The 22830-nt window shown below is 61.7% G+C and carries 20 protein-coding genes and 1 tRNA gene; 8 read left to right on the top strand and 13 right to left on the bottom strand.

What is annotated here, in order from left to right:
- Nucleotides 1-40: 40 nt before the first annotated feature.
- Nucleotides 41-955, bottom strand: coding sequence for a LysR family transcriptional regulator (locus tag ETW23_RS04985; protein ID WP_129371658.1), 915 nt, complete (start codon nucleotides 953-955; stop codon nucleotides 41-43).
- Between the two features lie 102 nt (nucleotides 956-1057).
- On the opposite strand from ETW23_RS04985, the gene ETW23_RS04980 reads away from it, so the two are divergent.
- The 6 genes from ETW23_RS04980 (at nucleotide 1058) to ETW23_RS04955 (ending at nucleotide 7325) form a co-directional block, all read left to right on the top strand.
- On the top strand, nucleotides 1058-2185 hold the full coding sequence (locus ETW23_RS04980; protein WP_254695150.1) for an enolase C-terminal domain-like protein: 1128 nt from the start codon (nucleotides 1058-1060) through the stop codon (nucleotides 2183-2185).
- Nucleotides 2182-3435, top strand: coding sequence for an FAD-binding oxidoreductase (locus tag ETW23_RS04975; RefSeq protein WP_134829314.1), 1254 nt, complete (start codon nucleotides 2182-2184; stop codon nucleotides 3433-3435). The genes ETW23_RS04980 and ETW23_RS04975 overlap by 4 nt, the downstream gene beginning before the upstream one ends.
- 49 nt (nucleotides 3436-3484) lie before the next feature.
- A complete protein-coding gene (locus ETW23_RS04970; RefSeq protein WP_129371660.1) occupies nucleotides 3485-4459 on the top strand; it encodes a TRAP transporter substrate-binding protein in 975 nt (324 codons plus the stop codon).
- Between the two features lie 73 nt (nucleotides 4460-4532).
- Nucleotides 4533-5066: a TRAP transporter small permease gene (locus ETW23_RS04965; protein ID WP_134829313.1), complete on the top strand. Its 534-nt coding sequence runs from the start codon at nucleotides 4533-4535 to the stop codon at nucleotides 5064-5066.
- A 5-nt stretch (nucleotides 5067-5071) separates the two neighbouring features.
- Nucleotides 5072-6382, top strand: a complete 1311-nt coding sequence (locus tag ETW23_RS04960) for a TRAP transporter large permease (RefSeq protein ID WP_129371662.1) — start codon at nucleotides 5072-5074, stop codon at nucleotides 6380-6382.
- Nucleotides 6383-6386: 4 nt separating this feature from the next.
- Nucleotides 6387-7325, top strand: a complete 939-nt coding sequence (locus ETW23_RS04955; protein ID WP_134829312.1) for a hypothetical protein — start codon at nucleotides 6387-6389, stop codon at nucleotides 7323-7325.
- Here the strand turns inward: ETW23_RS04955 and ETW23_RS04950 are convergent.
- From ETW23_RS04950 to ETW23_RS04920, 10 genes are all read right to left on the bottom strand, one after another.
- Nucleotides 7309-8211, bottom strand: coding sequence for a hypothetical protein (locus ETW23_RS04950; RefSeq protein WP_134829311.1), 903 nt, complete (start codon nucleotides 8209-8211; stop codon nucleotides 7309-7311). The genes ETW23_RS04955 and ETW23_RS04950 overlap by 17 nt on opposite strands.
- Before the next feature lie 72 nt (nucleotides 8212-8283).
- The gene (locus tag ETW23_RS25730; RefSeq protein ID WP_254695149.1) at nucleotides 8284-9126 is read right to left on the bottom strand and encodes a hypothetical protein; all 843 of its coding nucleotides are present in this window, start codon (nucleotides 9124-9126) and stop codon (nucleotides 8284-8286) included.
- On the bottom strand, nucleotides 9033-9653 hold the full coding sequence (locus ETW23_RS25725; protein WP_254695148.1) for a hypothetical protein: 621 nt from the start codon (nucleotides 9651-9653) through the stop codon (nucleotides 9033-9035). The genes ETW23_RS25730 and ETW23_RS25725 overlap by 94 nt, the downstream gene beginning before the upstream one ends.
- 143 nt (nucleotides 9654-9796) lie before the next feature.
- The gene (locus tag ETW23_RS25720; protein ID WP_254695147.1) at nucleotides 9797-10765 is read right to left on the bottom strand and encodes a class I SAM-dependent methyltransferase; all 969 of its coding nucleotides are present in this window, start codon (nucleotides 10763-10765) and stop codon (nucleotides 9797-9799) included.
- The gene (locus tag ETW23_RS25715; RefSeq protein WP_254695146.1) at nucleotides 10762-11364 is read right to left on the bottom strand and encodes a hypothetical protein; all 603 of its coding nucleotides are present in this window, start codon (nucleotides 11362-11364) and stop codon (nucleotides 10762-10764) included. The genes ETW23_RS25720 and ETW23_RS25715 overlap by 4 nt, the downstream gene beginning before the upstream one ends.
- 108 nt (nucleotides 11365-11472) lie before the next feature.
- Nucleotides 11473-12042, bottom strand: coding sequence for a hypothetical protein (locus tag ETW23_RS26710; protein ID WP_368075875.1), 570 nt, complete (start codon nucleotides 12040-12042; stop codon nucleotides 11473-11475).
- Nucleotides 12039-13748 carry a glycosyltransferase family 2 protein gene (locus tag ETW23_RS04935; protein ID WP_368075874.1) on the bottom strand — a complete coding sequence of 570 codons (1710 nt, stop codon included), beginning with the start codon at nucleotides 13746-13748 and terminating at the stop codon, nucleotides 12039-12041. Before ETW23_RS04935 ends, ETW23_RS26710 begins: the two co-directional genes overlap by 4 nt.
- A 211-nt stretch (nucleotides 13749-13959) precedes the next feature.
- Nucleotides 13960-14046, bottom strand: a tRNA-Leu gene (locus ETW23_RS04930).
- A gap of 171 nt (nucleotides 14047-14217) precedes the next feature.
- Nucleotides 14218-15834, bottom strand: a complete 1617-nt coding sequence (locus ETW23_RS04925) for a caspase family protein (RefSeq protein ID WP_134829310.1) — start codon at nucleotides 15832-15834, stop codon at nucleotides 14218-14220.
- Nucleotides 15835-16042: 208 nt separating this feature from the next.
- Nucleotides 16043-17653 (bottom strand): peptidoglycan-binding domain-containing protein, encoded by a 1611-nt coding sequence (locus ETW23_RS04920; protein WP_134829309.1) that lies wholly within the window; start codon nucleotides 17651-17653, stop codon nucleotides 16043-16045.
- Between the two features lie 128 nt (nucleotides 17654-17781).
- On the opposite strand from ETW23_RS04920, the gene lipB reads away from it, so the two are divergent.
- A complete protein-coding gene (lipB, locus tag ETW23_RS04915) occupies nucleotides 17782-18432 on the top strand; it encodes a lipoyl(octanoyl) transferase LipB (protein ID WP_129371670.1) in 651 nt (216 codons plus the stop codon).
- Here lipB and ETW23_RS04910 read toward each other — a convergent pair.
- Together ETW23_RS04910 and ETW23_RS04905 are read right to left on the bottom strand one after the other, a co-directional pair.
- Nucleotides 18429-20123, bottom strand: coding sequence for an alpha/beta fold hydrolase (locus ETW23_RS04910; protein WP_134829308.1), 1695 nt, complete (start codon nucleotides 20121-20123; stop codon nucleotides 18429-18431). The genes lipB and ETW23_RS04910 overlap by 4 nt on opposite strands.
- Nucleotides 20124-20477: 354 nt before the next feature.
- A complete protein-coding gene (locus ETW23_RS04905; protein WP_134829307.1) occupies nucleotides 20478-20903 on the bottom strand; it encodes an HIT family protein in 426 nt (141 codons plus the stop codon).
- A gap of 236 nt (nucleotides 20904-21139) precedes the next feature.
- On the opposite strand from ETW23_RS04905, the gene ETW23_RS04900 reads away from it, so the two are divergent.
- The gene (locus ETW23_RS04900) at nucleotides 21140-22813 is read left to right on the top strand and encodes a cytochrome c oxidase subunit 1 (RefSeq protein ID WP_134829306.1); all 1674 of its coding nucleotides are present in this window, start codon (nucleotides 21140-21142) and stop codon (nucleotides 22811-22813) included.
- Nucleotides 22814-22830 lie beyond the last annotated feature (17 nt).

Here is a 22830-nt window from a genome sequence, read left to right as displayed (position 1 = left end):
ATCAACTTCGTGCAATATTGAATTCTGGTTTGCATACAATTTACACGGCCGTCTGGGCACCGCCTGCAGTATATGGCGCCAGCTCCTGCTTCAGAAGCGCCAGGAACTCCTGCCCCACCGCAGACAGCGGCCGGGACCTGGATGTGATCACCGCCATTTCCATCATGATCCGCGGCCGGAACGGGCGGGAGATAAAGCCGCCGCCGATCTCGAAATCCAGCACAAAGGGATCAAGGATCGAAACCCCCATGCCTTCCTGCACAAAACTGAGGAGGTTCTTGAACAAATGCGAATGCACACGGGTTTTCAGCGGGATACCGGCCTGCTGAAATACCTCGCGGGTGCGGCGATGGGTCATGTGATCGGGGCCCATGACGATGAACGGCACGCCTTCCAACAGTTCAGGCGTCAGCACGTCATGTTCCGCCAGCGGACTGTCAGCGGGCATCGCCAGCAGGGTTTCGACGTTGATAGGATGCGCCTCCAGCCCGTCGTGGATCAGGGGCATTTCGCAAACACCGATTTCGAAAAGGCCCGCGATCACCCATTCCTGGATCTTCAGCGAATACTGCGCCTGAAAGGAGATCGACAGGTCCGGCCTTGTACGGGCGAAGCGGGCGATCAGCGCGGGCATGAATCCGAAGGACAAGGAGTGCTGCGAGGCGACCTGCAGCTGCCCTGCCTGTTTGTTCTGCAGGTCGGTTACCGCCTGTGCCACATGATCAAAACCGCGCACCACGGTATCGACCTCCTGAAACAGGACGCCTGCTTCGGGTGTCGGGATCAGACGGCCTTTGCTGCGCTCGAACAGTTTGAGGCGGGTCTGGCGTTCGAGCTGGTACAGCAGGTTGGAAATACCGGGTTGCGAGATGCCCAGCTGCTCGGCCGCGCCGGTGACGGTGCCGGTTTCGACAATCGCGTGGAATGCCTGCAACTGGCGGAAGCGGAGGGACATCGGCAGCACATCATTTTTTATGATACTCTATTGAATTCTTTGTATTGGTAATGATGAACAAGTCAAGGCAAGCTTTGACCAGCTTCTGGGAGGAAGAGCAAAGTGCTGGAACAAAAGATTGCCGGGATGGATCTGTGGCATCTCGCGCTGCCCGTTTTGTCGCGCCGCGACCATGGGATCGGCTCTGTCGAGGGCTCTTGCGAGGTCGTGATCCTGCGGCTGCGCAGTGAAGGCGGGGCGGAAGGGTTCGGCGAGGCGTCGACCTGGTCGGTGTTCACCGGCACGCCGGAAGCGAGCCTGGCAGCACTTGACCGCTATATCCGCCCGCTGGTGGAGGGCCGCCGGGTGGCAGACCGCGCAGCGATCATGGAGGATGCTGCCAAGGCCGTCGCCCATTGCACCGAGGCCAAGGCGGCGCTGGAAAGCGCCCTGCTGGACCTGACCGGGCGGATCACCGGTGCGCCGGTTTGGGCGCTGCTAGGCGGCAAGTGCCGCGATACCATCCCGCTCAGCTGTTCGATTGCCGATCCGGATTTTGACAAGGACATCGAGCTGCTGCACAGGCTGCGCGCCGACAAGGTGGGGCTGATCAAGCTGAAAACCGGATTCAAGGATCACGCGTTCGACATCATGCGATTGGAACGGATCGCCAAGGATTTTCCGGAATTCCGGGTGCGGGTGGATTATAATCAGGGCCTGAGCATTGAAGATGCGCCGAGCCAGGTGCGGGATGTCGCGCAGTTCAAGCCGGATTTCATCGAGCAGCCGGTGCGGTTCCATCATTTTGGCATGATGGCCAAATTGCGCGGGATGATCGACGTGCCGCTGCTGGCGGACGAAAGCGTATTCGGCCCTGAGGACATGGTGCGGGCCGCGCGCGAGGGCATCTGCGACGGAGTTTCAGTCAAGATCATGAAATCGGGCGGGCTGACCCGCGGCCAGACGGTGGCGCGGATTGCTGCGGCAAACGGGCTGTCGGCCTATGGCGGCGACATGTTCGAGGCAGGGCTGGCGCATCTGGCGGGCACCCACATGATCGCAGCGACGCCGGAGATCCGGCTGGGCTGCGAGTTCTATCAGGCGAGCTATTTCCTGAAGGAAGACATTCTGGAAACGCCTTTCCAGGTGGTGGACGGCCAGGTGGTGGTACCGGACGGGGCTGGACTGGGCATCAAACCTGACGTGGGTAAGCTGAACCGCTATGCGGTTTCCAAGAAAGTCTCGGCATGACACGGGAGAAGAAAACTGTTGCCATCATCGGCGCCGGTATTGTCGGTGTTTCGGCAGCGATTGAGCTGCAACGCGACGGGCATCAGGTGGTCCTGGTCGACGGCAAGGGTCCGGGCGAAGGCACCAGTCACGGTAATGGCGGCATTCTGGCCTCCTGCTCGATCGTGCCGGTGACGGGTCCGGGGTTGTGGAAAAAAGCGCCGAAGATGCTGCTGGACCCGAACCAGCCCCTATTCATGCGCTGGGGATACCTGCCCAGGCTGGCGCCCTGGCTGATGAGATACATGAGCCATGCCAATGCCGAAGATACCAGCCGCATTGCTGCGGCCCTCGCGCCGGTTGTAGGCGATGCGCTGGCCGATCATCAGGCGCTGGCAGCGGGAACCTCGGCGGAACGGCACCTGAAACCGTCCGATTACCTGTTCCTCTACAATGACCGGGCGCATTTCGCAGAGGACGCCTTTGGCTGGGGTTTGCGCAAGACGCACGGCTTTGCCTGGGATGAACTGGAGGGTGCGGATGTCCGGGCCTATGATGCTATCTATGCGCCGGAACTTGGCTTTGCCGCGCGGCTGAAGGATCACGGGATCATCTCGGATCCCGGCCAGTATGTGAAGGATCTGGCGGCACATGTGGTGGCCAATGGCGGCCAGTTGATCCAGGCTTTTGTTACTGATGTGGCCCGCGAGAACGGACAAGTGACCGGCGTACTGGCTGGCGGTGAGACCATTCCCTGCGATGCCGTTGTTGTTGCCACCGGCGTCTGGTCAAAGCCGCTGGCAGAGAGATTGGGAATTTCCGTACCACTGGAAGCAGAACGCGGCTATCATCTTGAATTATGGGAGCCTTCGGCGATGCCAAAGGCGCCTGTGATGGTGGCAGCGGCCAAATGCGTGGTGACCCCGATGGAGGGAAGGATCCGGATTGCGGGCATTGTGGAATTCGGCGGGCTGGAGGCCGGGCCGTCAAAAGCCCCGCTTGAGCTGTTGCGCAGGAACGCGCGGCGGATCCTGCCCGGTGTCACCTGGAAGCACGAAGAGGAATGGCTGGGCTACCGCCCGGCGCCGGCAGATTCGATCCCGGTGATCGGCGAAGTGCCGGGCCTGAGAGGCGCCTTTGTCGGCTTTGGCCATCATCACATCGGCCTGACCGGCGGGCCAAAGACCGGTCGCCTGCTGGCGCAGATGATTTCGGGCCGCACCCCGAACATGGATATGGGCGCCTATGACCCGGCGCGCTATGCGATTTGAAACCAACCAGTGCCCCTGAAGGGGCCGAAACTGAAACAGGGAGAAGACCATGAAGAAATTGACCAGACTGCTCGCCGCCACCGCGTTGACGGCGGCTGCTGCCCTGCCCGCCGCTGCGGAAACCTGGGACATGCCGATGGCCTATTCGGCCTCCAACTTCCACTCGGCCACAGGCGCCGAGTTTGCTGAATGCGTGACCACCGGCACCGGCGGCGAAGTTGAGATCAAGACGCATCCGTCTGGCGCGCTGTTCAAAGGCGCCGACATCAAACGCGCGGTGCAGACCGGCCAGGCACCGATTGGCGAGCGGCTGCTGTCCGGCCACCAGAATGAGAACGCGTTGTTCGGCTTTGACTCGATCCCGTTCCTGGCGACCTCGTTTGATGACAGCGACAAGCTGTGGAAAGCCGCCAAACCAGCGATTGAGACGCTGCTGGCCGAGCAGAACCTGACACTGCTTTATGCCGTGCCGTGGCCGCCGCAGGGGCTGTATTTCAAAAACGAGGTGAATTCGGTTGCCGAGATGAAGGGCATCAAGTTCCGCTCCTACAACAATGCCACCTCGCGGCTGGCAGAGCTGACGGGCATGCTGCCGGTGACCATCGAGGCGGCTGAGATCAGCCAGGCCTTTGCCACTGGTGTTGCGGAATCCATGGTCTCGTCCGGCTCCACCGGTTACGACCGCAAAGTCTGGGAAAGCCTGAGCTATTTCTATGAAGTGGACGCCTGGCTGCCGCGCAACTACGTGTTTGTGAACACCGAAATCTGGAACGGCACATCCCCGGCCAACCGGAACGTGATCCAGGGCTGCGCCAAGCTGGCCGAATACGCGGGCAACTGGCGCGCCAAGGAATACACCGGGTTCACCCTGCAAGGTCTGCGTGATGGCGGCATGACTGTCGGCCCGGCTTCGGATCAGATGGCGGGCGAGCTGAAGGAAATCGGCGTCACCATGACCAATGAATGGCTGGAAGCCGCAGGTGACGAGGGCAAGGCCATCGTCGACGCCTTCCGCGCCGACTAATCAGACCGATTGATACGGGCGGCGCGGCAGGTGCCGCCCGTATTCTCATATAAGAACGACTGATGGGGATGATATGACTGTGCTCAGGGGGCTGCGCTCCGGACTCGATTTTCTGTATTTTGCGGCGGGGGTGCTGGCCGCCCTTTGCCTGATTGCCATTTTAGGCCTGATCGTTGTCCAGATGCTGGCCCGCTGGACCGGTGAAGTCTTCCCTGGCGCGCCGGATTACGCTGGCTATGCAATGGCTGCGGCGTCGTTTCTGGCGTTTGCCAATGCGCTGAACCGGGGCAGCCATATCCGGGTGTCGATCCTGCTGAATGCAGTGCCCGATGGTTTCCGCCGGATGCTGGAGATCTGGTGTTTTGGCATCGGCACTGCGGTGATGTGGTATTTCACCTATTACGCCTACCGCTTTGTCTACTGGAGCTGGAAATTCAATGACGTGAGCCAGGGCCAGGACCGCACGCCCTTGTGGATACCGCAAAGCGTGATGCTGTTCGGCGGCGCCGTTCTGGCCGTCGCCCTCACCGATCATCTGATCCATGTGATCTTTCGCGGCGACCACCGCATCACCCGGGATCTGGACGACCAGAGCCACGCGGAGTAAGCCCCATGGAAAATATCTCAGTCATCATTCTGTTTCTCTTCGTGCTGTTCACCCTTCTGGGGTCCGGCGTCTGGGTTGGCCTGGCGCTGATGGGCGTGGCCTGGGTCGGCATGGAGCTGTTCACCACCCGCCCCGTGGGCGATGTTATGCTGACCACGATCTGGTCGGCGTCTTCCAGCTGGACCCTGACGGCACTGCCGATGTTCATCTGGATGGGGGAAATCCTCTATCGGACGCGATTGTCCGAGGACATGTTCAAAGGGCTGGCGCCCTGGATGGCGCCTTTGCCCGGCGGGCTGGTGCATACCAATATCGTCGGCTGCACGGTGTTTGCCGCGGTCTCCGGCTCGTCCGCGGCAACACTGACCACCGTGGGCAAGATGTCGATCCCCGAACTGCGCAAACGCAACTATCCCGAAACCATGGTGATCGGCACGCTGACGGGTGCTGCAACGCTGGGCCTGATGATCCCGCCGTCGCTGACACTGATTGTCTATGGCGTCACCATCAATGAATCGATCACCAAGCTGTTCTTTGCCGGCATCCTGCCGGGGCTGGTGCTGGCAGCGATGTTCATGGGCTATGTGGCGATCTACTCCAAGGTCGGCAAGGACTGGAACCCAACCCCCGAGGCCAAGCTGAGCTTTGCCGAGAAGGTGAAGAACTCCCGCTTCCTGGCGCCGGTGATTGCGCTGATCATTGTGGTGATCGGGTCAATGTACCTAGGTATTGCCACCGCGACCGAGGCCGCAGCATTCGGGGTCATCGGTTCTCTGCTGCTGGCATTGGGCCAAGGCTCGCTGAACTGGAAGACCTTCACCGAAAGCCTGATGGGCGCCACCCGCACCAGTGCGATGATTGCGCTGATCCTGGCCGGCGCGGCCTTCCTGTCGCTGTCGATGGGGTTCACCGGCCTGCCGCGCGGGCTGGCGGATCTGATCGCCGGCTGGGAGCTCACGCGGCTGGAGCTTTTGATGGTGCTGCTGGTGTTCTACATCGTGCTGGGCTGTTTCCTGGATGGCATCTCTTCGGTGGTGCTGACCATGGCGGTGGTAGAGCCGATGATCCGGCAGGCGGGCATCGACCTGATCTGGTTCGGCATCTTCATCGTGGTTGTGGTGGAAATGGCGCAGATCACCCCGCCGATCGGCTTCAACCTGTTTGTGATGCAGGGCATGACCCACCACGAGATGAGCTATATCGCCCGTGCCGCGATTCCGATGTTCCTGATCATGGTGCTGATGGTGTTTGTGCTGATCGCCTTCCCGGAGCTGGCGACCTACCTGCCGAACAACCTGCGGCCAGGGCCTGCCTAGCCCCATGGTGCGCGCTCTCGCCCTTGCCGCCCGGCATGGGCGGGCCGCGCTGGTTCTGGGGCTATTGGCCGGGCTGCTGCTGCCCGGTCTTGCCGCAACGCTTCAGCCCTGGCTGCCGGAAATGGTGGCCGGGCTTTTGTTTTTGAACGCCTACAGGATCGGCTTGCGCAAGGCTGCCGGCGGGCTGGCGGACGGGATTGGCACCGTCAAAGCCATTGCGCTGCTGCAAGTGGGGCTGCCGCTGCTGGCCTTGGGGCTGGCATCGTTGTTCGGCGTGGCGCAGACGCCCGCCGCCGTGGCGCTGATCCTGATGCTGAGCGCGCCTTCGGTCACCGGCAGCCCCAATATCACCGCGCTGATGGGGCATGCGCCGGAACCTGCCTTTCGCTTGCTGATCCTTGGCACCGCGCTGATGCCGCTGACAGTAATTCCAGTATTTCTGCTGGCCCCCGGCCTGGGAGGCCTTGGGGATGTGCTGCGCGCGGCAGGGCGGTTCATTGGCGTGATTGGCATCACCGTGGTCTGCGCCTTCCTGCTGCGCCGCCTGACCCTGCCGCAACTGCGCGAGGATCAGGCCAAGGCTATCGATGGGCTGACAGTGATCGCGCTGGCAGTGATCGTGGTTGGCCTGATGGCGGCGCTGGGGCCTGCGTTGCGCGCCATGCCTTTGCTGGTGCTGCAATGGCTGGGCTTTGCGCTGGCTGCCAACCTCGGCCTGCAGGCGCTGACATTCGCAGTGATGCGCCGCCGCGCGGGCAGTGGGGCCGTGCCAGTCTCCGTTGTCGCCGGCAACCGGAACTTCGCTCTGTTTCTGATCGCCCTGCCCGCAGCCACAACCGATCCGCTGCTGATCTTTCTGGGCTGCTACCAGATCCCGATGTATCTGACCGCAATCCTGATGAAGCCGCTATACGGTCGCGCAGCACTCAGGACAGAAATGTAACGCCAGTCATCCGGCGGATCAGCTCGGCATCAGCCTGGTAGCTTTCACTCATCTCATCCACCAGCGGCTGCGACCAGCCCGGCAGATCGATTTCCTCCTCCACCGCCTCCTCCGAGTGGAAGTAGCTGAGGAACAGTGCGCGCACCCGTTCACGCTGGTCTTCCGACAGGCCGGGGCGGTTTGCCAGATAGGCCTCCAGCCGCTCGTATCCCGCCTCCGAAATGATGCCGCGGGTAATATCCAGTTCGCCGTCAAAACGGAAACCGTCGCCCAAACCCGTCACCTGCCCCAAAATGTTGGGCCAGATCACCGGCGTTTCCTCGTTGCACCAGACCGTGATGCGGCAGCCGGGGTTGCTGTCCTGAATATCTGCAACCACGTCCGACCAGCGCAGATTCAGAAAATCCGTGCCTGCGGCAAACTGCTCCCAGGTGCGGTTGGACTGGGATTTAAACACCGGTCCGATCAGCGTGGCCGGATTGCGCAGGCCCAGGAAAAACTCGCACGGATTGCCCGGGAAGACTGTTCTCAGCGCCGCGGTATTGCTGCCCGCATTGCGATAGAGCCGCCCGCCGTTGAGCATCCAGCCCGGCACCCCGAGAAAACCGGAGTTGGTCAGGATGATCCGCGAAACACTCTGATCCTTGACCATGCCGTCCAGCAGCGCCGCGCGTTCCTGCTCGGTGACGGTGTCCTGGTTCTGCTTGCGCAGCATTTGATTGAGCGCTGCCATATAGGTGCCCGGGCGGCGGATCATCACGCCCTGCGCCAGTAGCCGCTGCGCATCCTTGCGCAGCGACCAGGTCAGCTGGCCGTTGTCGGTGTTTGGCGCCCCGACGTGGAAAGCAAGGGTTATGTCCCGCATGTCAGTTTCTGCCTGGTTCATCGTCCTGTCCGGTCTTCGCCCTTTCCCTGCTCAGCATTTGGTCCCGGCGCGCGGTCCGGCAGATTTCACATGTCATAACCGCGCCTTCATCCGGCGGAAGAACCTGTCATCCCGTTGGCGCAAAATATACTCGCAGGCTTGTTTCGCAAGACGCGGATGGCCGCGGTCCAAGGCCAGATTGGCCAGCTCCCGCTGAAACCGGGGGAATTGGTGGCGTTTGCGCAGCAGGCCATGAAACTGGTGCGGTGTCAGGTCGCCGGAAATGGCGCCGCGGGCAATCTCCTGCAGGACGCCCATCTGCTGCAGCGAGGATCCCAGCCGGTGGCCCAGCAGCGGGCAGCGCCAGAAGGTGACATTTGCCCCGGAAAACCGCGCCGCATGGGCCGCGTCCGGCGCCACGTATGGGTCGAACATGATATGCACATCACCCGCCGCCTGGCTGGCCAGGGAGGCATCCCCGAAGGGTCCGGAAAAATCCCTGTCCCACACCTTCTTGTAGCGCATTTCCCAAGGCACCAAGGTCTTGTCGAGGGTGGATTGCGGGCTGATTGCAAACACCGTCGATCCGGGCGCCGCCGCCGCAAAGGCCGCCGCTGCATAGCCGCCCATCGAGGCGCCGTAGAACACCACCCGTGAAAACTGCGCAAAGAAACCGCTGTCGCGCAGTTCCTCGAACTTGGCGGACACTTCCTGATGGCGGAACCAGGTCCAGCCATTGGCCATCACCCCCAGCATCGACCAGCCCTGTGCCTCAATGAAGCTGAAGCCCCAGGGCCGCCGGTCATCGCGTTTGGTCATCGCAATATCAAGGTTGTCGAAGGTCACCACCAGCGTTTCGCCACGCGGCATGAACAAAAAGGAATGCTCTTCCAGCTCGTCAAAGAAGCCTTCCTTGCCGGCCAGCTGGCGGGCCACTTTGGACCACTCCCCGAGGGCGGCAGCACCTCCTGCGGTTCGGCGGAGAGGATTGCCAGGCCGTTCTTGCCAGCCTCCGGCGGCACCAGCGTGTTACAGCTGCCATAGGCCTTGAGGAACGGGTAGCTGCCCGACCCTTTGCGGATTTCAATCACCAGACGGCTAAGCGGATGCAGCGCGCGGTCCAATATGGGCGCGGCGTTCTGGATCTTGTGGCGCGCGCCAAAGCTGTTCAGCGTCAGGATAACGTCATAGCTGCCCAAGTCCTGCGAAGGTGCCACAACCCGGATCGCGTCCCGGTCCACGCCGCCCTGTTCAAGCCGCGCCTTCCAGGTTTTCAGCTGCGCCGCATCGGGCTGTTTGGCCTGCCCCTTGCGGTCGCAGGAAACCAGATCGATGGTGCAGCCGTAGCGCCGATACAGAAGGATGCACAACTCCGGCGCCCGGCCGTTGATATCGGCGACCGTGCGAACGTCGTCGGCATCCAGTGCCGGCAGCACGCCTTTGAAATCAAATCCTTCACTCATCATCCGTCGTCAACTGCCCTTCAGGGAACCCCCGGCACCGGGCCGCCCCGTGCCGGCAGCTATCTGCCCGTGGAAAACACCGCAATTCCGCAGCCTTCGTTTGCGCTGCTCTATCCGAAAAAGATTAAGGATCCGGTTACCGGTCACGCCTCTTGTCCGGCACGGGTCAGAACTGTGGAATATTTGCCGTGCTTGGCCAGGACCTTGACGGTGCCGAAACTTTTCATGGCGCCAATGCCGCCGGACCCCTTGCGGATATCCAGAACAATCCCGCCGCCAGGGCTGATCTGGCTGCTGAACAGATCCTGATAGGTGCCGACGGGATAGTGGAACCCGCAAGACGCCAGGCTGATCACCAGATCAAAGGCACCAAGCGCTGCGGTGTCTTCGGTCTTGGGATTGATGGTGGTGATTTTTCCGGCCGGCACGCCGTTCTTTTCCAGAAACGCGCGGGCGGTCTCAAGGCTGGTATACCCTGCGCCCTCCCCCTCAAAGCCGAAATGACGGCTGTTGCCCTCTTCGATATCAATCAGCGCGATGCTGCAGCCATAGCGGCGGTGCAGCAGCAGGCTGGCAAAGGCATACCCGCAGCCGATGTCCGCGGCCCGTTCGGGCGCTATGGGATCGGTGGCCTTCAGAAAGAAATCGCATTCCCGTTCCGCGATCCGGATCGATTCATGCAGAATGTGCTGCCGCTGCGACCGGGCTTCTGCCAGCAGCAGTTCTTCGTCACCTGCCATCCAGTCCTTGATGGTCTGGCCGGAACTTGCCAATTCCGAGCGTTGCAGCAGGATGTTGGCGACGTCCTGGTCGCTGAACATCGAGTAATCCAGCGCTGCCGGGTCGGTTTTTTCCACGGGTATCTCTTCCGGTTCAGGGGCCGGTTGCAGCAGGTGGCGGGTTTTTTCCGCATCAATCCCGTGCTGGGCCAGCAAATCATGGACATAGCAGCCTTTGGCGGGCACGCCGCCGTATTTGGCCGCGATGTTGCGGAAGCGGCGGCCCCAGAAGTGGATCGACAGCGTGTCGCTGCGGATATGGCCGCGTGCCTGGTTCGGGCGGTTCGGGTTCAGCACCACACCGGCCCGCTTGAACGGTACAGGATAAATCACATGGCCAGGACGGGAATTCTTGACCTCTCCGGTTTCCTGAAGGAACCAGGTGAGCGCGTCCGGCCCCAGACCCCCCAGGGCAAAAGCGAGACATGAACCCCCTGCCCGCTGTCCTTAAGCGCCTGCAGTTCGGCCTGTTTTTCAGCGCTGTACCAGGGCGGGACGGGATATTCATCGCTGGTGAAGCGCAGCATCGCCGCCAGGGTCTTGGAGGTTTTGGGCAGCCGCAGAACCCCGTTGTTGACCATCGGTTTATCGTCTGAGATCCAGCCATGAAAATGCTTGCCCTTGATGTTCCAGGGCTGGCAGCAATAGGCATCGGTATCAGCCCAGATGTAATTGGTCTTGCGCAGCAAATGCAGGCGGAAGACATCGGCATGATAGGCCGGGCTGCCGGTGCGGGCGTGGCGGATGATGCGGTCGGCAGGCAGGATCTCATTGGCATCTGCTACTTGCACCCCGTCTGGCACGCCCTTGACCTCGTCATAGGTGAATAGCACCACCTCGTGGCCGTGATCCAGAAAGGACTGCAGGCAAAGCTGCTCCAGCCAGCTGAGTTCTGGACCCACCCATAGTGACGCAATGGCCGGAAGTGCCATGATGACTGCCCCTCAAAAAACTAATTAATGCAGCTGTTTATCAGTGCTTCTTTGTTAACGGAATTTAGCCCGCGGCCCGGAGTCCTGTCAATGTGCAGACCACAGGCATCAATGGTTGGTTTCGCCCCGCTCTACCGTGAACCAGAAATCGCTGCCCGGCTCCTTTTCGGCGATCTCGTCAGGGATAACTCCGGGGCCGCTCAGAAAGACATTGGCGCCGAAATGCGCGTGCATCCGAGACAGCTTGCACAGCTTACCGCCGGTCAGTTCCTGGAACAGCTCCAGCATGTCATCGCGGAGTTTCAACTCCTCGATCTTCTCGCGGTGCTTGCGGCTGGCGTATTCATGTGCCGTGGCGATATCCGGGTCTGCCAGCAGCCGCGCCATCTCTGCCTCCAGCGCCGGGATCATGCGCTGGATTGACCTCTCATCCTCGGCGTTGTTGTTCATCCGGAACCAATAAGACAGCCCCTGATCGCGGTCCACGTGGTTCACCCGGCCGCGGTCGCGCTTGACCAGAAAGCTCTCGGCGCTGCGCACGGCGTAATGATTGAGCTGCACCAGGTCATAGCCATAAGTATCCATCGACGAACGCCAGCCGTTGCGGAACATCTCCCGCGGCATGTCCTGGCCGGAGCCGTTGACCCAGCGGATGTCCTCCCACAGCTGCGGTTTCAACCCCTTGGGGCGGTGGACCCCAGCTTCTTGAAGATACCGGTGTTGCGGAACAGGGTTTTGAACCCCCAGGCCTGGTGCGGTTTGCGGGTCACTTCAAAGGCACAGCGGGTGAATTCCCGGGTGATCAGATCGCCGGTGAAATCGCGCACGTCATTGTTGCCGAACAGCCGCCAGGTCATTGCGATCATATTGGCGTTGCCCACGGCCTGAAACAGGTCGGACAGCCGGCCATCGCCGCATTTGATGTTGATGAACTCATCCACATCCATACAGACCAGCCAGTCTGCGTCCCGGATCACCGGCTCTTCCTCCGCCGCCTGCAAGGCCGCGTGCTGCGGCTTCAGATCCGTATTGCGGAACGGGTTTTCGCGGTGCTGGACGATGCCCTTGTCCTGCAGCAGCTGCAGCATCGTATCGGTGCCATCGGTGCAGTCATTGGTGTAGACGAGAAAATCATCCACCCCGATTGCGCGGTGGTAGGCCAGCCATTCCAGAATGAACGGACCTTCGTTTTTCATCGTGGTGACGATGGCGGTCCTGGGCTTGCCACGACGCCGCTTAATCGCATCCTCAGGAGGGATACGCACGGGCTTGGCGTTGAAATAGCCCGTGGCCAGCGCCAGCAGTTCCGGTGTTTCCACCAGGCTGGTCTTTGGCACGATCTTGGACACCGTGTCGGTTGGATGCCGCAGAGCCATGCAACGATAGAACCGCAGATCCTCCGCCGGATCAGGCTCTGCCCCGACCACCCGGATCAGCCGCCAAATGCAGTTCCCTCCGGCTGTGGCCGGTGCCACGCACCAGCGCGGCCGCAGCCCGGTGGCATCAAACTGCGTGCAGATGTGATCCGCAAAAGACGCCTGGTCGCCCCTGCGCACCCGCCATGGATAGGCCTGCACTCCGCCCAGCCGCAGACAGCCCGTCGGCGCGGCGACAGCCCGGTCAAAGACATTCGGACCCTCATCCGGCGCCAGCAGGTCGAATAGGTCGATGTTGGCCACTGCCCGTGCCCGCGCCAAGAAGCGGGCACGCAGGATCTCATAGATCAGAAACTCACCCAGCGGTGCCTGCCAGGGATCGGCAGGCGGGATCTCCATCCGGTCTTTGCCTGGCGCCCCCGGCACGTTGAACGGATGCGCCTCTGCCGGCAGATTATCCTTGCCCAGGGGCAGTTTGGAATGCACCACCACGACCCGTTCAAGCCCCTTGATGGAGCCAGCAAGCGTTTGCAACTCCTCTATAAAACGGCGGCTGTCTTGCGGATGCGCCCGGTCGAGGATGACAGCCCCCTGCAGACCATGCTGCGCCGTATGGAACCGCAGCCATTCGGCCGCAGTTCGAGCCGTTTCACCATTGCGGACAGCGGCCAGTACATTGAGCCCGGCAAACAGGTCTGTCTCCTCCGGGTGGAGCGGAACGTTGTAAAGCGCCCCTTCAGCAGAAACCGTGACCACGCTGGGGCCGTCCGGAATCTCAGCCTCCAGAACCGGCGCGCCGCCATAGTTGTGCAGAACTGTCTTGTCTGCCGGGGACGCAATACCCAGCCCTTCCCGCGCGGTTCCGGATTTGAAGAACAGGCGGGCAACCCGTCCATTGGACGCACGCAATTCCACGGCGTCCAGCAGGGTATTTCCCGCCAGGGACAACGCGCTGAGTTCGCGTTCAAGGATCATGCCGTCGCAATTTCCGGGGTCTGAACTGGACATACTGCTGCATCACGTTTTTGCGTTGTTGGCTCCGAATGCCAGGCACAAGGAACGCAGCCGTTTATAGCCGGCCCGCAGATCTGCCGGAACCGGGAAACGCCGCCAGCACCCGCCAAAGGGTCCGGCAGCTGATATTCCCGCAACAGACCGGCGCGCGTATATCGCCGACGCACAATCGCATCGGCGTTTCAACAAATTTTCAGGTATAAGTTGGTGCGGTCGAGAAGACTCGAACTTCCACTCCGGTTAAGGAACAGCGACCTCAACGCTGCGCGTCTACCAATTCCGCCACGACCGCACTGTCTTAGGCTTGGTGTCGAGGCGTATAGACCAGCCCGGATGCGATGTGAAGCTGAAAATCATCTTTTTTGAACAGAATATACGCCGCGGCAGGCGACGCAGCATAAGCGTTGGAAAACAGCCGGGTATCCGGCTGCCTCCGGTTTCTCTGCGCCCCTTGGGAGCAGCCTCAGTTGCCCTGGGCTGCCAGCTGGCGGCGCAGCACCATCTCGCCCGACATCTGGTCATAATAAGCCGGGAACTGATTGTGATTCACGGTGGCGGCCAGATCCTGCACATCCCGGCGCACCTGTTTCGCCAGCTGGTGCAGCGTCATGCCCGGCTGGTTCAGGCGCGACAGCAGCGCCCGGGTGAACACCGAATTCGGATTGGCGTCATTGTCCGACAACCGGTCCAGCGCGGTTTGCCCTGCCCCGGCGGAATACAGAATAAAGGCGCCCTCCGGCGGCTCCATCCGCACCAGGCCGCGGGTGCCGCCGACCGAACGCTGGCCGTCCTTCGGGAAGGGATTGTTGCGGCAGGCGTCCAGGATCATGATGGTTGAACGCGCACCTTTGCGCTGGAAAGTGCCAAGCACCCGGTCAGCGGCAATGCTTTCCCCGGTCAGGAAGCTTTCATCGCCGAAATTCACCATCGGCACATCAGAAGGCAGCAGGTAATTGCGACCGTCGATCTCAACCCCGTGGCCGGCAAAGTAAAATAGAACTTCATCCCCCGGCTTGATCTGATTGGCAAAGGCCGAGACCGCGCTGTTGATGTCGCGGCGCCCCGCGTCATACAGCGTGGTCACCTCAAAACCGAGCGCCCCAAGCGTATTGCTGACCGCCAGAGCATCGTTGCGCGCCTTTTGCAAGGCGGTGAGGTTCTGGTAGCCGTCAACACCAATCACCAATGCGCGGCGGCTGATCAGAGGGGCAGCACTATCGTTTTGCTGCAGCAGAACCGGGGTTGCTGCAGTTCCGCTGCCCTGGACGGCCGCCCCGTTCTGGATCAGCGCCTGCCCCTGTGCGGCGGCCATTACCTGCCCCTGCGGCACGAACTGCCCCTGCTGCATGAACTGGCCCTGCTGCTGGCCTTGCGGCATAAATTGGCCTTGCACTTGTGACCGCGGCACGAACTGCCCTTGCTGGCCCTGAAACTGAGGCTGCTGCGGAATGCCGTATGTCTGGGCGGTGGCTGCAAACCCCATCTGCTGCTGGCCGTATTGCTGCTGCGCACTCTGCCCGTATTGCTGCGGCACGCCATAGGTGCCGGTGCTGTTCCCGGCCATGGTGGCCTGGGGCAAGCCATAGGGCTGCTGCGGCTGTGGCTGCGGTGCCATCCGCTCGGCCAAATAGATCTTCAGCAGCCCGCGCGGCCCGTCGGGATGTGCCATCGCTTGCTGGCTGGCGAGATAGCCGCTGGTTTGCGCCCGCTGAAAGGAACTGATCAGAAGGTCTTTCTCGAACTCATTCAACTGCCCGGTGACCGGGTAACCCAGGTAAGCCTGATAGGTGGAAGCCGCCTCGCGCGTTTTACGGCCCAGCTGACCGTCGACTGCACCCGCGGGGAAGCCGAAGTAGTTCAGCGATTCTTGAATTTGGCGGCCTTCCTGAGTGGACGGCAGCCGGGAACGCCGGGGCGCCTTACTGCCCGAGCGCCTTTGATTCTTGGACAGGGCGCCGCCGATGATGCCGCCAAGGATGGCGCCGGCAGCAAAATCACCCGCATCAGCAGAAACACGGGCGGCCGGCGTCATTGCCAGCGCAGAACAGATAATGAATGTGGAAAGCAGCTTGAACCGCATAAACACCCCCTAAGACAATGCACTTTTTGATTGCATAAATTGCATTCAAGACCGCGCGGAGTCAAAGGCTGAAATCCAGCATTTAATGGAAAAAACCGGCCACAGCCGCCAGGACGCCCCAGGGTCCCGGCAGTATAGAAATTCTATGCAAAAAAATGGCCGGCAATTCTGCCGGCCACTTGCATTCAACAGCTGCGGCAAACAGCGGTCAGTCAGTGGAGAACGACGGCAGGGCCGTACTGCCAGAGGCCTGCACCGGCTGCACCCGGCCGCCTGCCAGCTTGGCCGAAGCTGTCTTGATCAGCTCTGCCCGCTCAGGCTGTCCCGGAGCAAAGACAGGTGCCGCGCCGCTTTCCAGCGAAATCACGGCCATGCCGTACCAGTCCTGCGCCCGCTCTGCCGTGACCGGCGCGCCAAAACCCAGAGCCAGATGGTGGCCGATCAGCTCAGCATAGGGACGCTGGCCGGTGCCTGTCAGGATCAGCGCAGCGCCCAGCGCCACGTCCATGTCATCGCGGCGGTAGCCGGAGAACAGGCAAATCCCGGCAGTATTGGCCAGCTGCTCCAGCGACATGCCGGATTGCAGCACGAACTTCTGCACATCGCCCATCACTTCGCCGCTGCCCGCGGTTCCCAGTTTGGCCAGGAAGGGCTGCACAGCCGGGCCGAATGCATCGCATTGGCTGTCGATCTGTGCTTGCGAAACGCCCTGAACCTTGCCGGCCCGGGTCTCGCCCGCATTGATGGCATAGGTGCGGGCAAGGCAGAACTGCTCACCCAGCGCCAGCTCCGGATCGGTCATGCTTGCCGCCGTCATGAAGCCGCCGTTGGAGCTGGTCAGCAGGCTGACCTTGCTGCAATAGCTGGTGAGCGAGGCGCTTTGCGCCGGCTGGTCAAACAGGGTGATGCCGCCCAGCGATGCGCTTTCCTGCCCGGCAAAGGCTGTCACTGTGCTGCGGTTTTGCTGTGCGGCCTGGACCGGAGCGGTTTCGCCCGTATCCGCCATTCTGCAGGTGCCCTGATGGCAGGCAAAACTGGCGGGTGTCACGCCGCGCGCCAGGAAGTCATTGCGCTGATAGCCCTGCGGGGTGGAGGCAAACACCATCACCGAGCAGTTCGAGGCACCGCACCAGAAGGAGGAGCCGGAGACCGAAGTGTCGAGCACATAATCGTTCCGGCCATCGCCGTTCAGATCCGCCAGCTGCATGAAGCCGGTGCGCTGCAACAACTGTTCCCCGGTCGGCTCGGAGCTGGCGGCGATCTCATCCACCGCCTGGCTGACTTCGGACGGCAACCCGCCGTAGCCGCCGCCGCTGTAGCCGTTTCCTGCGGTCCTGACGCCCGCGGCTTCATTCCGCCAGCTGTGCAGCAATCCCCGCACTCCGTTGGGGCCTTGCATCGCCTTGATCACCTGCGGGCCGCCGATTTGCGCCCGGCTGTAGGAGCTGACGAGGAAATTGCGTTCATACGGGGCAAGATAGCCCGTGGCCGGATAGCCCATGTGAACCTGATACTGTGAAATGGCTGCGCGGGACCGCCTGCCCAGCACCCCATCCGGTGTACCGGAATGGAAACCGAAGTAATTCAAGGCAACCTGGGTTTCACGGTTCTGCGCCCTGGTGGCGGAACTTGCCGGCGCGCGGCGGTAAGTGGTGGCACGGCGCTGGCGCTGTTTATTCCTGTGAACTTCATTGACGATAACCCCGCCAATCACCCCTCCGACAATTGCGGCGCCCAAATCGCTCGCGGTCGCAGGGCTGGTGAATGACGTTGCCAGAAAAGCGGCCGTCAATGCCGGCTTAAGCGGCTTGGAAAGCATGATACTCGCCCCCTATAGATACAAACAATGGAATCACGATACCCCACAGTCAGGGCTGCCACCTAGGGATTTTACGATCACTTTTGCGGCGGGCCTCCAAGGCGGGACGGAAAAGGACGGCAGAAACCATGGTTGAATGGATCGCATCGGACGGTCTTGTTGAATATGATCAAGCGGTTGCCTTCATGGAGGAGCGCGCGGCATTGATTGCTGCGGGCACGGCGGAAGAATGCATCTGGCTGGTCGAACATCCGCCGCTTTACACCGCCGGCACCTCGGCCAAGCGCGAGGACCTGACCGATCCGGACCGTTTCCCGGTCTATGACAGCAAACGGGGCGGCCAATACACCTATCATGGGCCGGGCCAGCGGGTGGTCTATGTGATGCTGAACGTGGGCCAGCGCGGCCACGACGTGCGCCGGTTCGTGCAGCAGCTGGAAAGCTGGGTGATCGCCGCCCTGGATGAGTTCAACATCAAGGGCCATATCCGCGACGGCCGGGTCGGCGTCTGGGTCGAACGCCCGGACAAGCCGCAAACCGTTGCGGGCGGCATGGCCGAGGACAAGATTGCCGCGATCGGCATCCGCCTGCGCAAATGGGTCAGCTTCCACGGCATCTCGATCAACGTGGAGCCGGAGCTGGAGCATTTCACCGGCATCGTGCCCTGCGGCATTACTGAATACGGGGTAACCAGCCTGGTGGACCTGGGTTTGCCGGTCACCATGGCGGATGTGGACGTTGCCCTGAAGCGCAGTTTTGAGCAGGTGTTCGGCGGCTAACCCTTGCCCTGCGCCGCCGAAACGCAGTCCTGCAGCGCCGTCAGCACCAGTTCCGGAAGGGTGTAGAACAGTAACGCGCCCGCCTCCTGGCTGACACAGAGCTGAGCGTTTTGCTGACCGCCGAAAGTATCCCGGATATCGGACAGCGGTGCGACGTGGTCCTCGCCGCCATGCACAAAGACCGCCCGCGTATGCCGTGTCAGCGCCATCTTCTGCGTTCCCTGCCGAATCATTTGCACATCTGCCAGAAAGCCGGCACCGCCCTGCTGCCGGAACAGCAGCTGGCTTTGCTTAAGCAGCGGCAGCAGGCCCAGCTGATCCAGCATGGCCCTTTCCCGGCTGTTGCGCACAGTCTGGAACTTCAGCAGCGCCTTGTGCCCGTACCAGTGCAGGGCGCCCGACCAGGCCTTCATCAGCACTGGCAGCATCCAGCGGGCACGGGCAGCGGAAAAGGCCACCAGCCAGGCATAACCGCTGAGCCCGGAGAACTGCCGCGGCGAAGTAATTGAACAATTCGAGGCGACAGCCACCAGCCCGGAGATCCGGCTGTGCAGCCGGTTGGCCGCCGCACAGCCGTACAATGCGCCGCCACGGTGGCTGAGCAATACTGGTCTTTGCAGATTTTCGCGGGTGATCAGCGCATCCAGCTGTTGCACAAAGGCATCCGCCGGGTCCTGCCCCCGCTGCAGTGGCACCGAGCCGCCGTAGCCCGCGCGCATCGGCGCATAGACCCGGAACCCAAGGGTTCTAAGCTGCGGCTGCAGGCGCTGCAGCGGCACGATCCCGTCCAGCACCCCGTGCACAAAAATAACCGGCTGTCCGGTTTCCGCACCAAACCGGAAAAACTGGCTGCGCCGCCCGCTTCTGTCCTCAATCTCCTCAGAGGGCGGCAGCAGCTCACCCCGGGCAATTTTCAAGTCCCGCACATGCTCGTTGATCAGGAATGCGGCCAGCCGGATCAATTCGGCTGTCCCCGGCGCTCCGGCCCTTGCTGCAATCTGTTCCAGCTCCGCTGCCACCCGGCCGCCGGCGCCGCTCATCACCGCCTTCAGCGGGTCAAGATCAGATTTCTGCAGTCCGAAAGCAGACGCCACGGGGCCTGCGGCCTCTGCGCTCCATTCGCAATCCAGCCGCTCTGCCATGACGGCTGCGACAGGGCCGCCTGCCCCCTTCAGCCGGACAGGGCGGCATAAATACCGCTCGCCCGGGCGGCCGGTGCCGAGAAGCAGAACGTCCTGCCAGGAAAACTCCCCCTCGCGCACCTGCTCCAGAAAGATGCTCCACCGGTCTGTTGCGGCCCGCGTCAGCCCCATGGCTGCGGCAAGATCGCCGCCGCTGACAAGCTGCCGGGCAGCGCGCTGCGACGCATTCAGCAGGCGTCCCTCGGATCCGCCACCAGCCAACAGCCAGAACCGGCAGCACTCGCCCGAGTATTCACCGGGGTGCGGCCGCCCCGCCCGCTCCCACTGCTGTTCCTGGATCTGGGCCGCCCGCGAGAAATGCGCCTTGAGTGCCGGCACGGGCCTGGGCTGCCCAAAGGCGCGCCAGCGTCCATTGCCCTCTCCGGCGCGCCCCCCGGTTGGCGGACCAGCAGAAAACCGGTCGAATTGCTCCGCCCGGATCATCGTTTCATAAATTGCGGCAACAACCTGGTCCTGCGACAAGGCCTGCGCGCGGCACAAGAGCGTCACTTCGCTCCCTCCAATACTGCTTTCCGCGTCAATGCGACGGCGCGCCCTGCAAGCATACGTTCTGGCACGGGCGTTTTGCCCGCATGTTTCAGGCTGTCAGCCTGGCAACTGAAAATTCCCGGCTGTTGCCGCCCTAATCCGGGCTGGCATACCGTGCCGGACCACCCAATTCTTGGGTCCCCATACGCTTGGGCGCGGGCGCCCTCTTTGACCTACAACTAATTTGCGAAACAGCTATGATCAAATTCAACTAAAATTCAACATTTATTTCGAATGCACAAATTCATATTGAAATCACCACTCTAATTACAGAGGTGATTTCATTTTCTCAAAAGCCCTGCCGCCAAGCCGGCATCAATGTCCGGCAAGTGCTGCGCGGATCTGTTCCGCCTGGGCCTGGATCAGCGCCTGATTCCCCATCGTTCCCGGCGGGCGCAGCCGGTCGCCCTCCTTGCGCGGCAGCACATGCAAATGAAGGTGAAAGACTTCCTGCCCGCCCGCGGCCTCGTTGAACTGCTGCACGGTCACCCCGTCCGCGCCAAAGGCCTTGATCACCGCATGCGACAATTTCTGAACCGTCTGCATCACTGCTGCCAACTGCGCAGGGCTGGCGTCCAGCAGGTTGCGGCACGGGGTTTTCGGGATCACCAGAAGATGCCCGTCGCTGCGCGGCATGATATCCATGAAGGCCAGCGTATCGTCATCTTCATAGACACGGGCCGAGGGAATCTCACCGCGCAACAGCTTGGCAAAGATATTGTCGGGATCATAAGCGGGCATGCGTCCGGCCTCCTGATTTTGGCATTGTTCCGGTTGTGCGCGTGCCGTGCGGCCAGGTCAAGCACCCTGCGGCGCCGCAGGGTGCCTGGCATTCAAGCCCCTGCGGCAATAAATCTTGATCCAGATCAAACTCCGCCATTGAAGGCTCTGGCGGGCCACACTAATACTCCGAAGGAATCCAGGCCGCCCGGAGTCCGTCTCCGGGGGCCTTTCGTTATGCAGCAGGAGGCACCTAAATGGCAGACGCAGCCATTCATGGTCACGGCCACGAGGACGAGCGGAGTTTCTTCACCCGCTGGTTCATGAGCACGAACCATAAAGACATCGGCATTCTCTACCTGATCGTTTCGGCGTTCGCCGGTCTTATCTCTGTCATCTTCACCGTCTATATGCGGCTGGAACTGATGGATCCCGGCGTTCAGTACATGTGCCTGGAGGGCGCGCGCATGTTCGCAGACGCCTCTGCGGAATGCACCCCGAACGGCCATCTCTGGAACGTGATGATCACCGCCCACGGCATCCTGATGATGTTCTTCGTGGTGATTCCGGCGCTGTTCGGCGGTTTCGGCAACTACTTCATGCCGCTGCAGATCGGCGCGCCGGACATGGCGTTCCCGCGGATGAACAACCTCAGCTTCTGGATGTATGTCACAGGCACCTCGCTGGCGGTCCTCTCGGTTGTCTCCCCGGGCGGCAATGACCAGCTGGGCTCCGGCGTGGGCTGGGTTCTGTACCCGCCGCTGTCGGTGAACGAAGGCGGCTACTCGATGGATCTGGCGATCTTTGCCGTGCACGTCTCGGGCGCGTCCTCGATCCTGGGTGCGATCAATATGATCACCACCTTCCTGAACATGCGCGCCCCGGGCATGACCCTGTTCAAGGTGCCGCTGTTCTCCTGGTCGATCTTCGTCACCTCCTGGCTGATCCTGCTGTCCCTTCCGGTTCTGGCCGGCGCCATCACCATGCTGCTGATGGACCGCAACTTCGGCTTCACCTTCTTTGACGCGGCAGGCGGCGGCGACCCGATCCTGTACCAGCACATCCTGTGGTTCTTCGGCCACCCGGAAGTCTACATCGTGATCCTGCCGGGCTTTGGCATCATCTCCCACGTCATCGCCACCTTCGCGCGCAAGCCCGTGTTCGGCTATCTGCCGATGGTCTGGGCGATCATCGCGATCGGTGTTCTGGGCTTTGTTGTCTGGGCGCACCACATGTACACCGTCGGCATGTCGCTGAACCAGCAGGCCTACTTCATGCTGGCCACAATGGTCATCGCGGTTCCGACCGGGGTTAAGGTGTTCAGCTGGATCGCCACAATGTGGGGCGGCTCGATCGAATTCAAAGCTCCGATGATGTTTGCTTTCGGCTTCCTGTTCCTGTTCACCGTCGGCGGTGTGACCGGTGTGGTGCTGTCGCAGGCCTCCGTGGACCGCGCCTATCACGACACCTATTATGTGGTTGCGCACTTCCACTACGTGATGAGCTTGGGCGCTGTCTTTGCGATCTTCTCGGGCATCTACTTCTACTTCGGCAAGATGACCGGCCGTCAGTACAACGAGCTGGGCGCCCAGATCCACTTCTGGATGTTCTTCATCGGCGCCAACCTGACGTTTTTCCCGCAGCACTTCCTGGGCCGCCAGGGCATGCCGCGCCGGTACATCGACTATCCGGAAGGCTTCGCCTACTGGAACAAGATCTCGTCCTATGGCGCGTTCCTGTCCTTTGCATCCTTCCTGCTGTTCTTCGGCGTGGTGATCTATTCGCTGCTGCGCGGCGCCCGCATCACCCAGAACAACTACTGGAACGAATACGCGGATACCCTGGAGTGGACCCTGCCCTGCCCGCCGCCCGAGCACACCTTTGAAATCCTGCCCAAGCAGGAAGACTGGGACCGCTCGCATTCGCACTAAGCGGCTGCGACACTGAC

The organism is Leisingera sp. NJS201 (assembly GCF_004535885.1).
Taxonomy (GTDB): Bacteria; Pseudomonadota; Alphaproteobacteria; order Rhodobacterales; family Rhodobacteraceae; genus Leisingera.
This window is presented reverse-complemented; position numbering and strand designations above follow the sequence as displayed.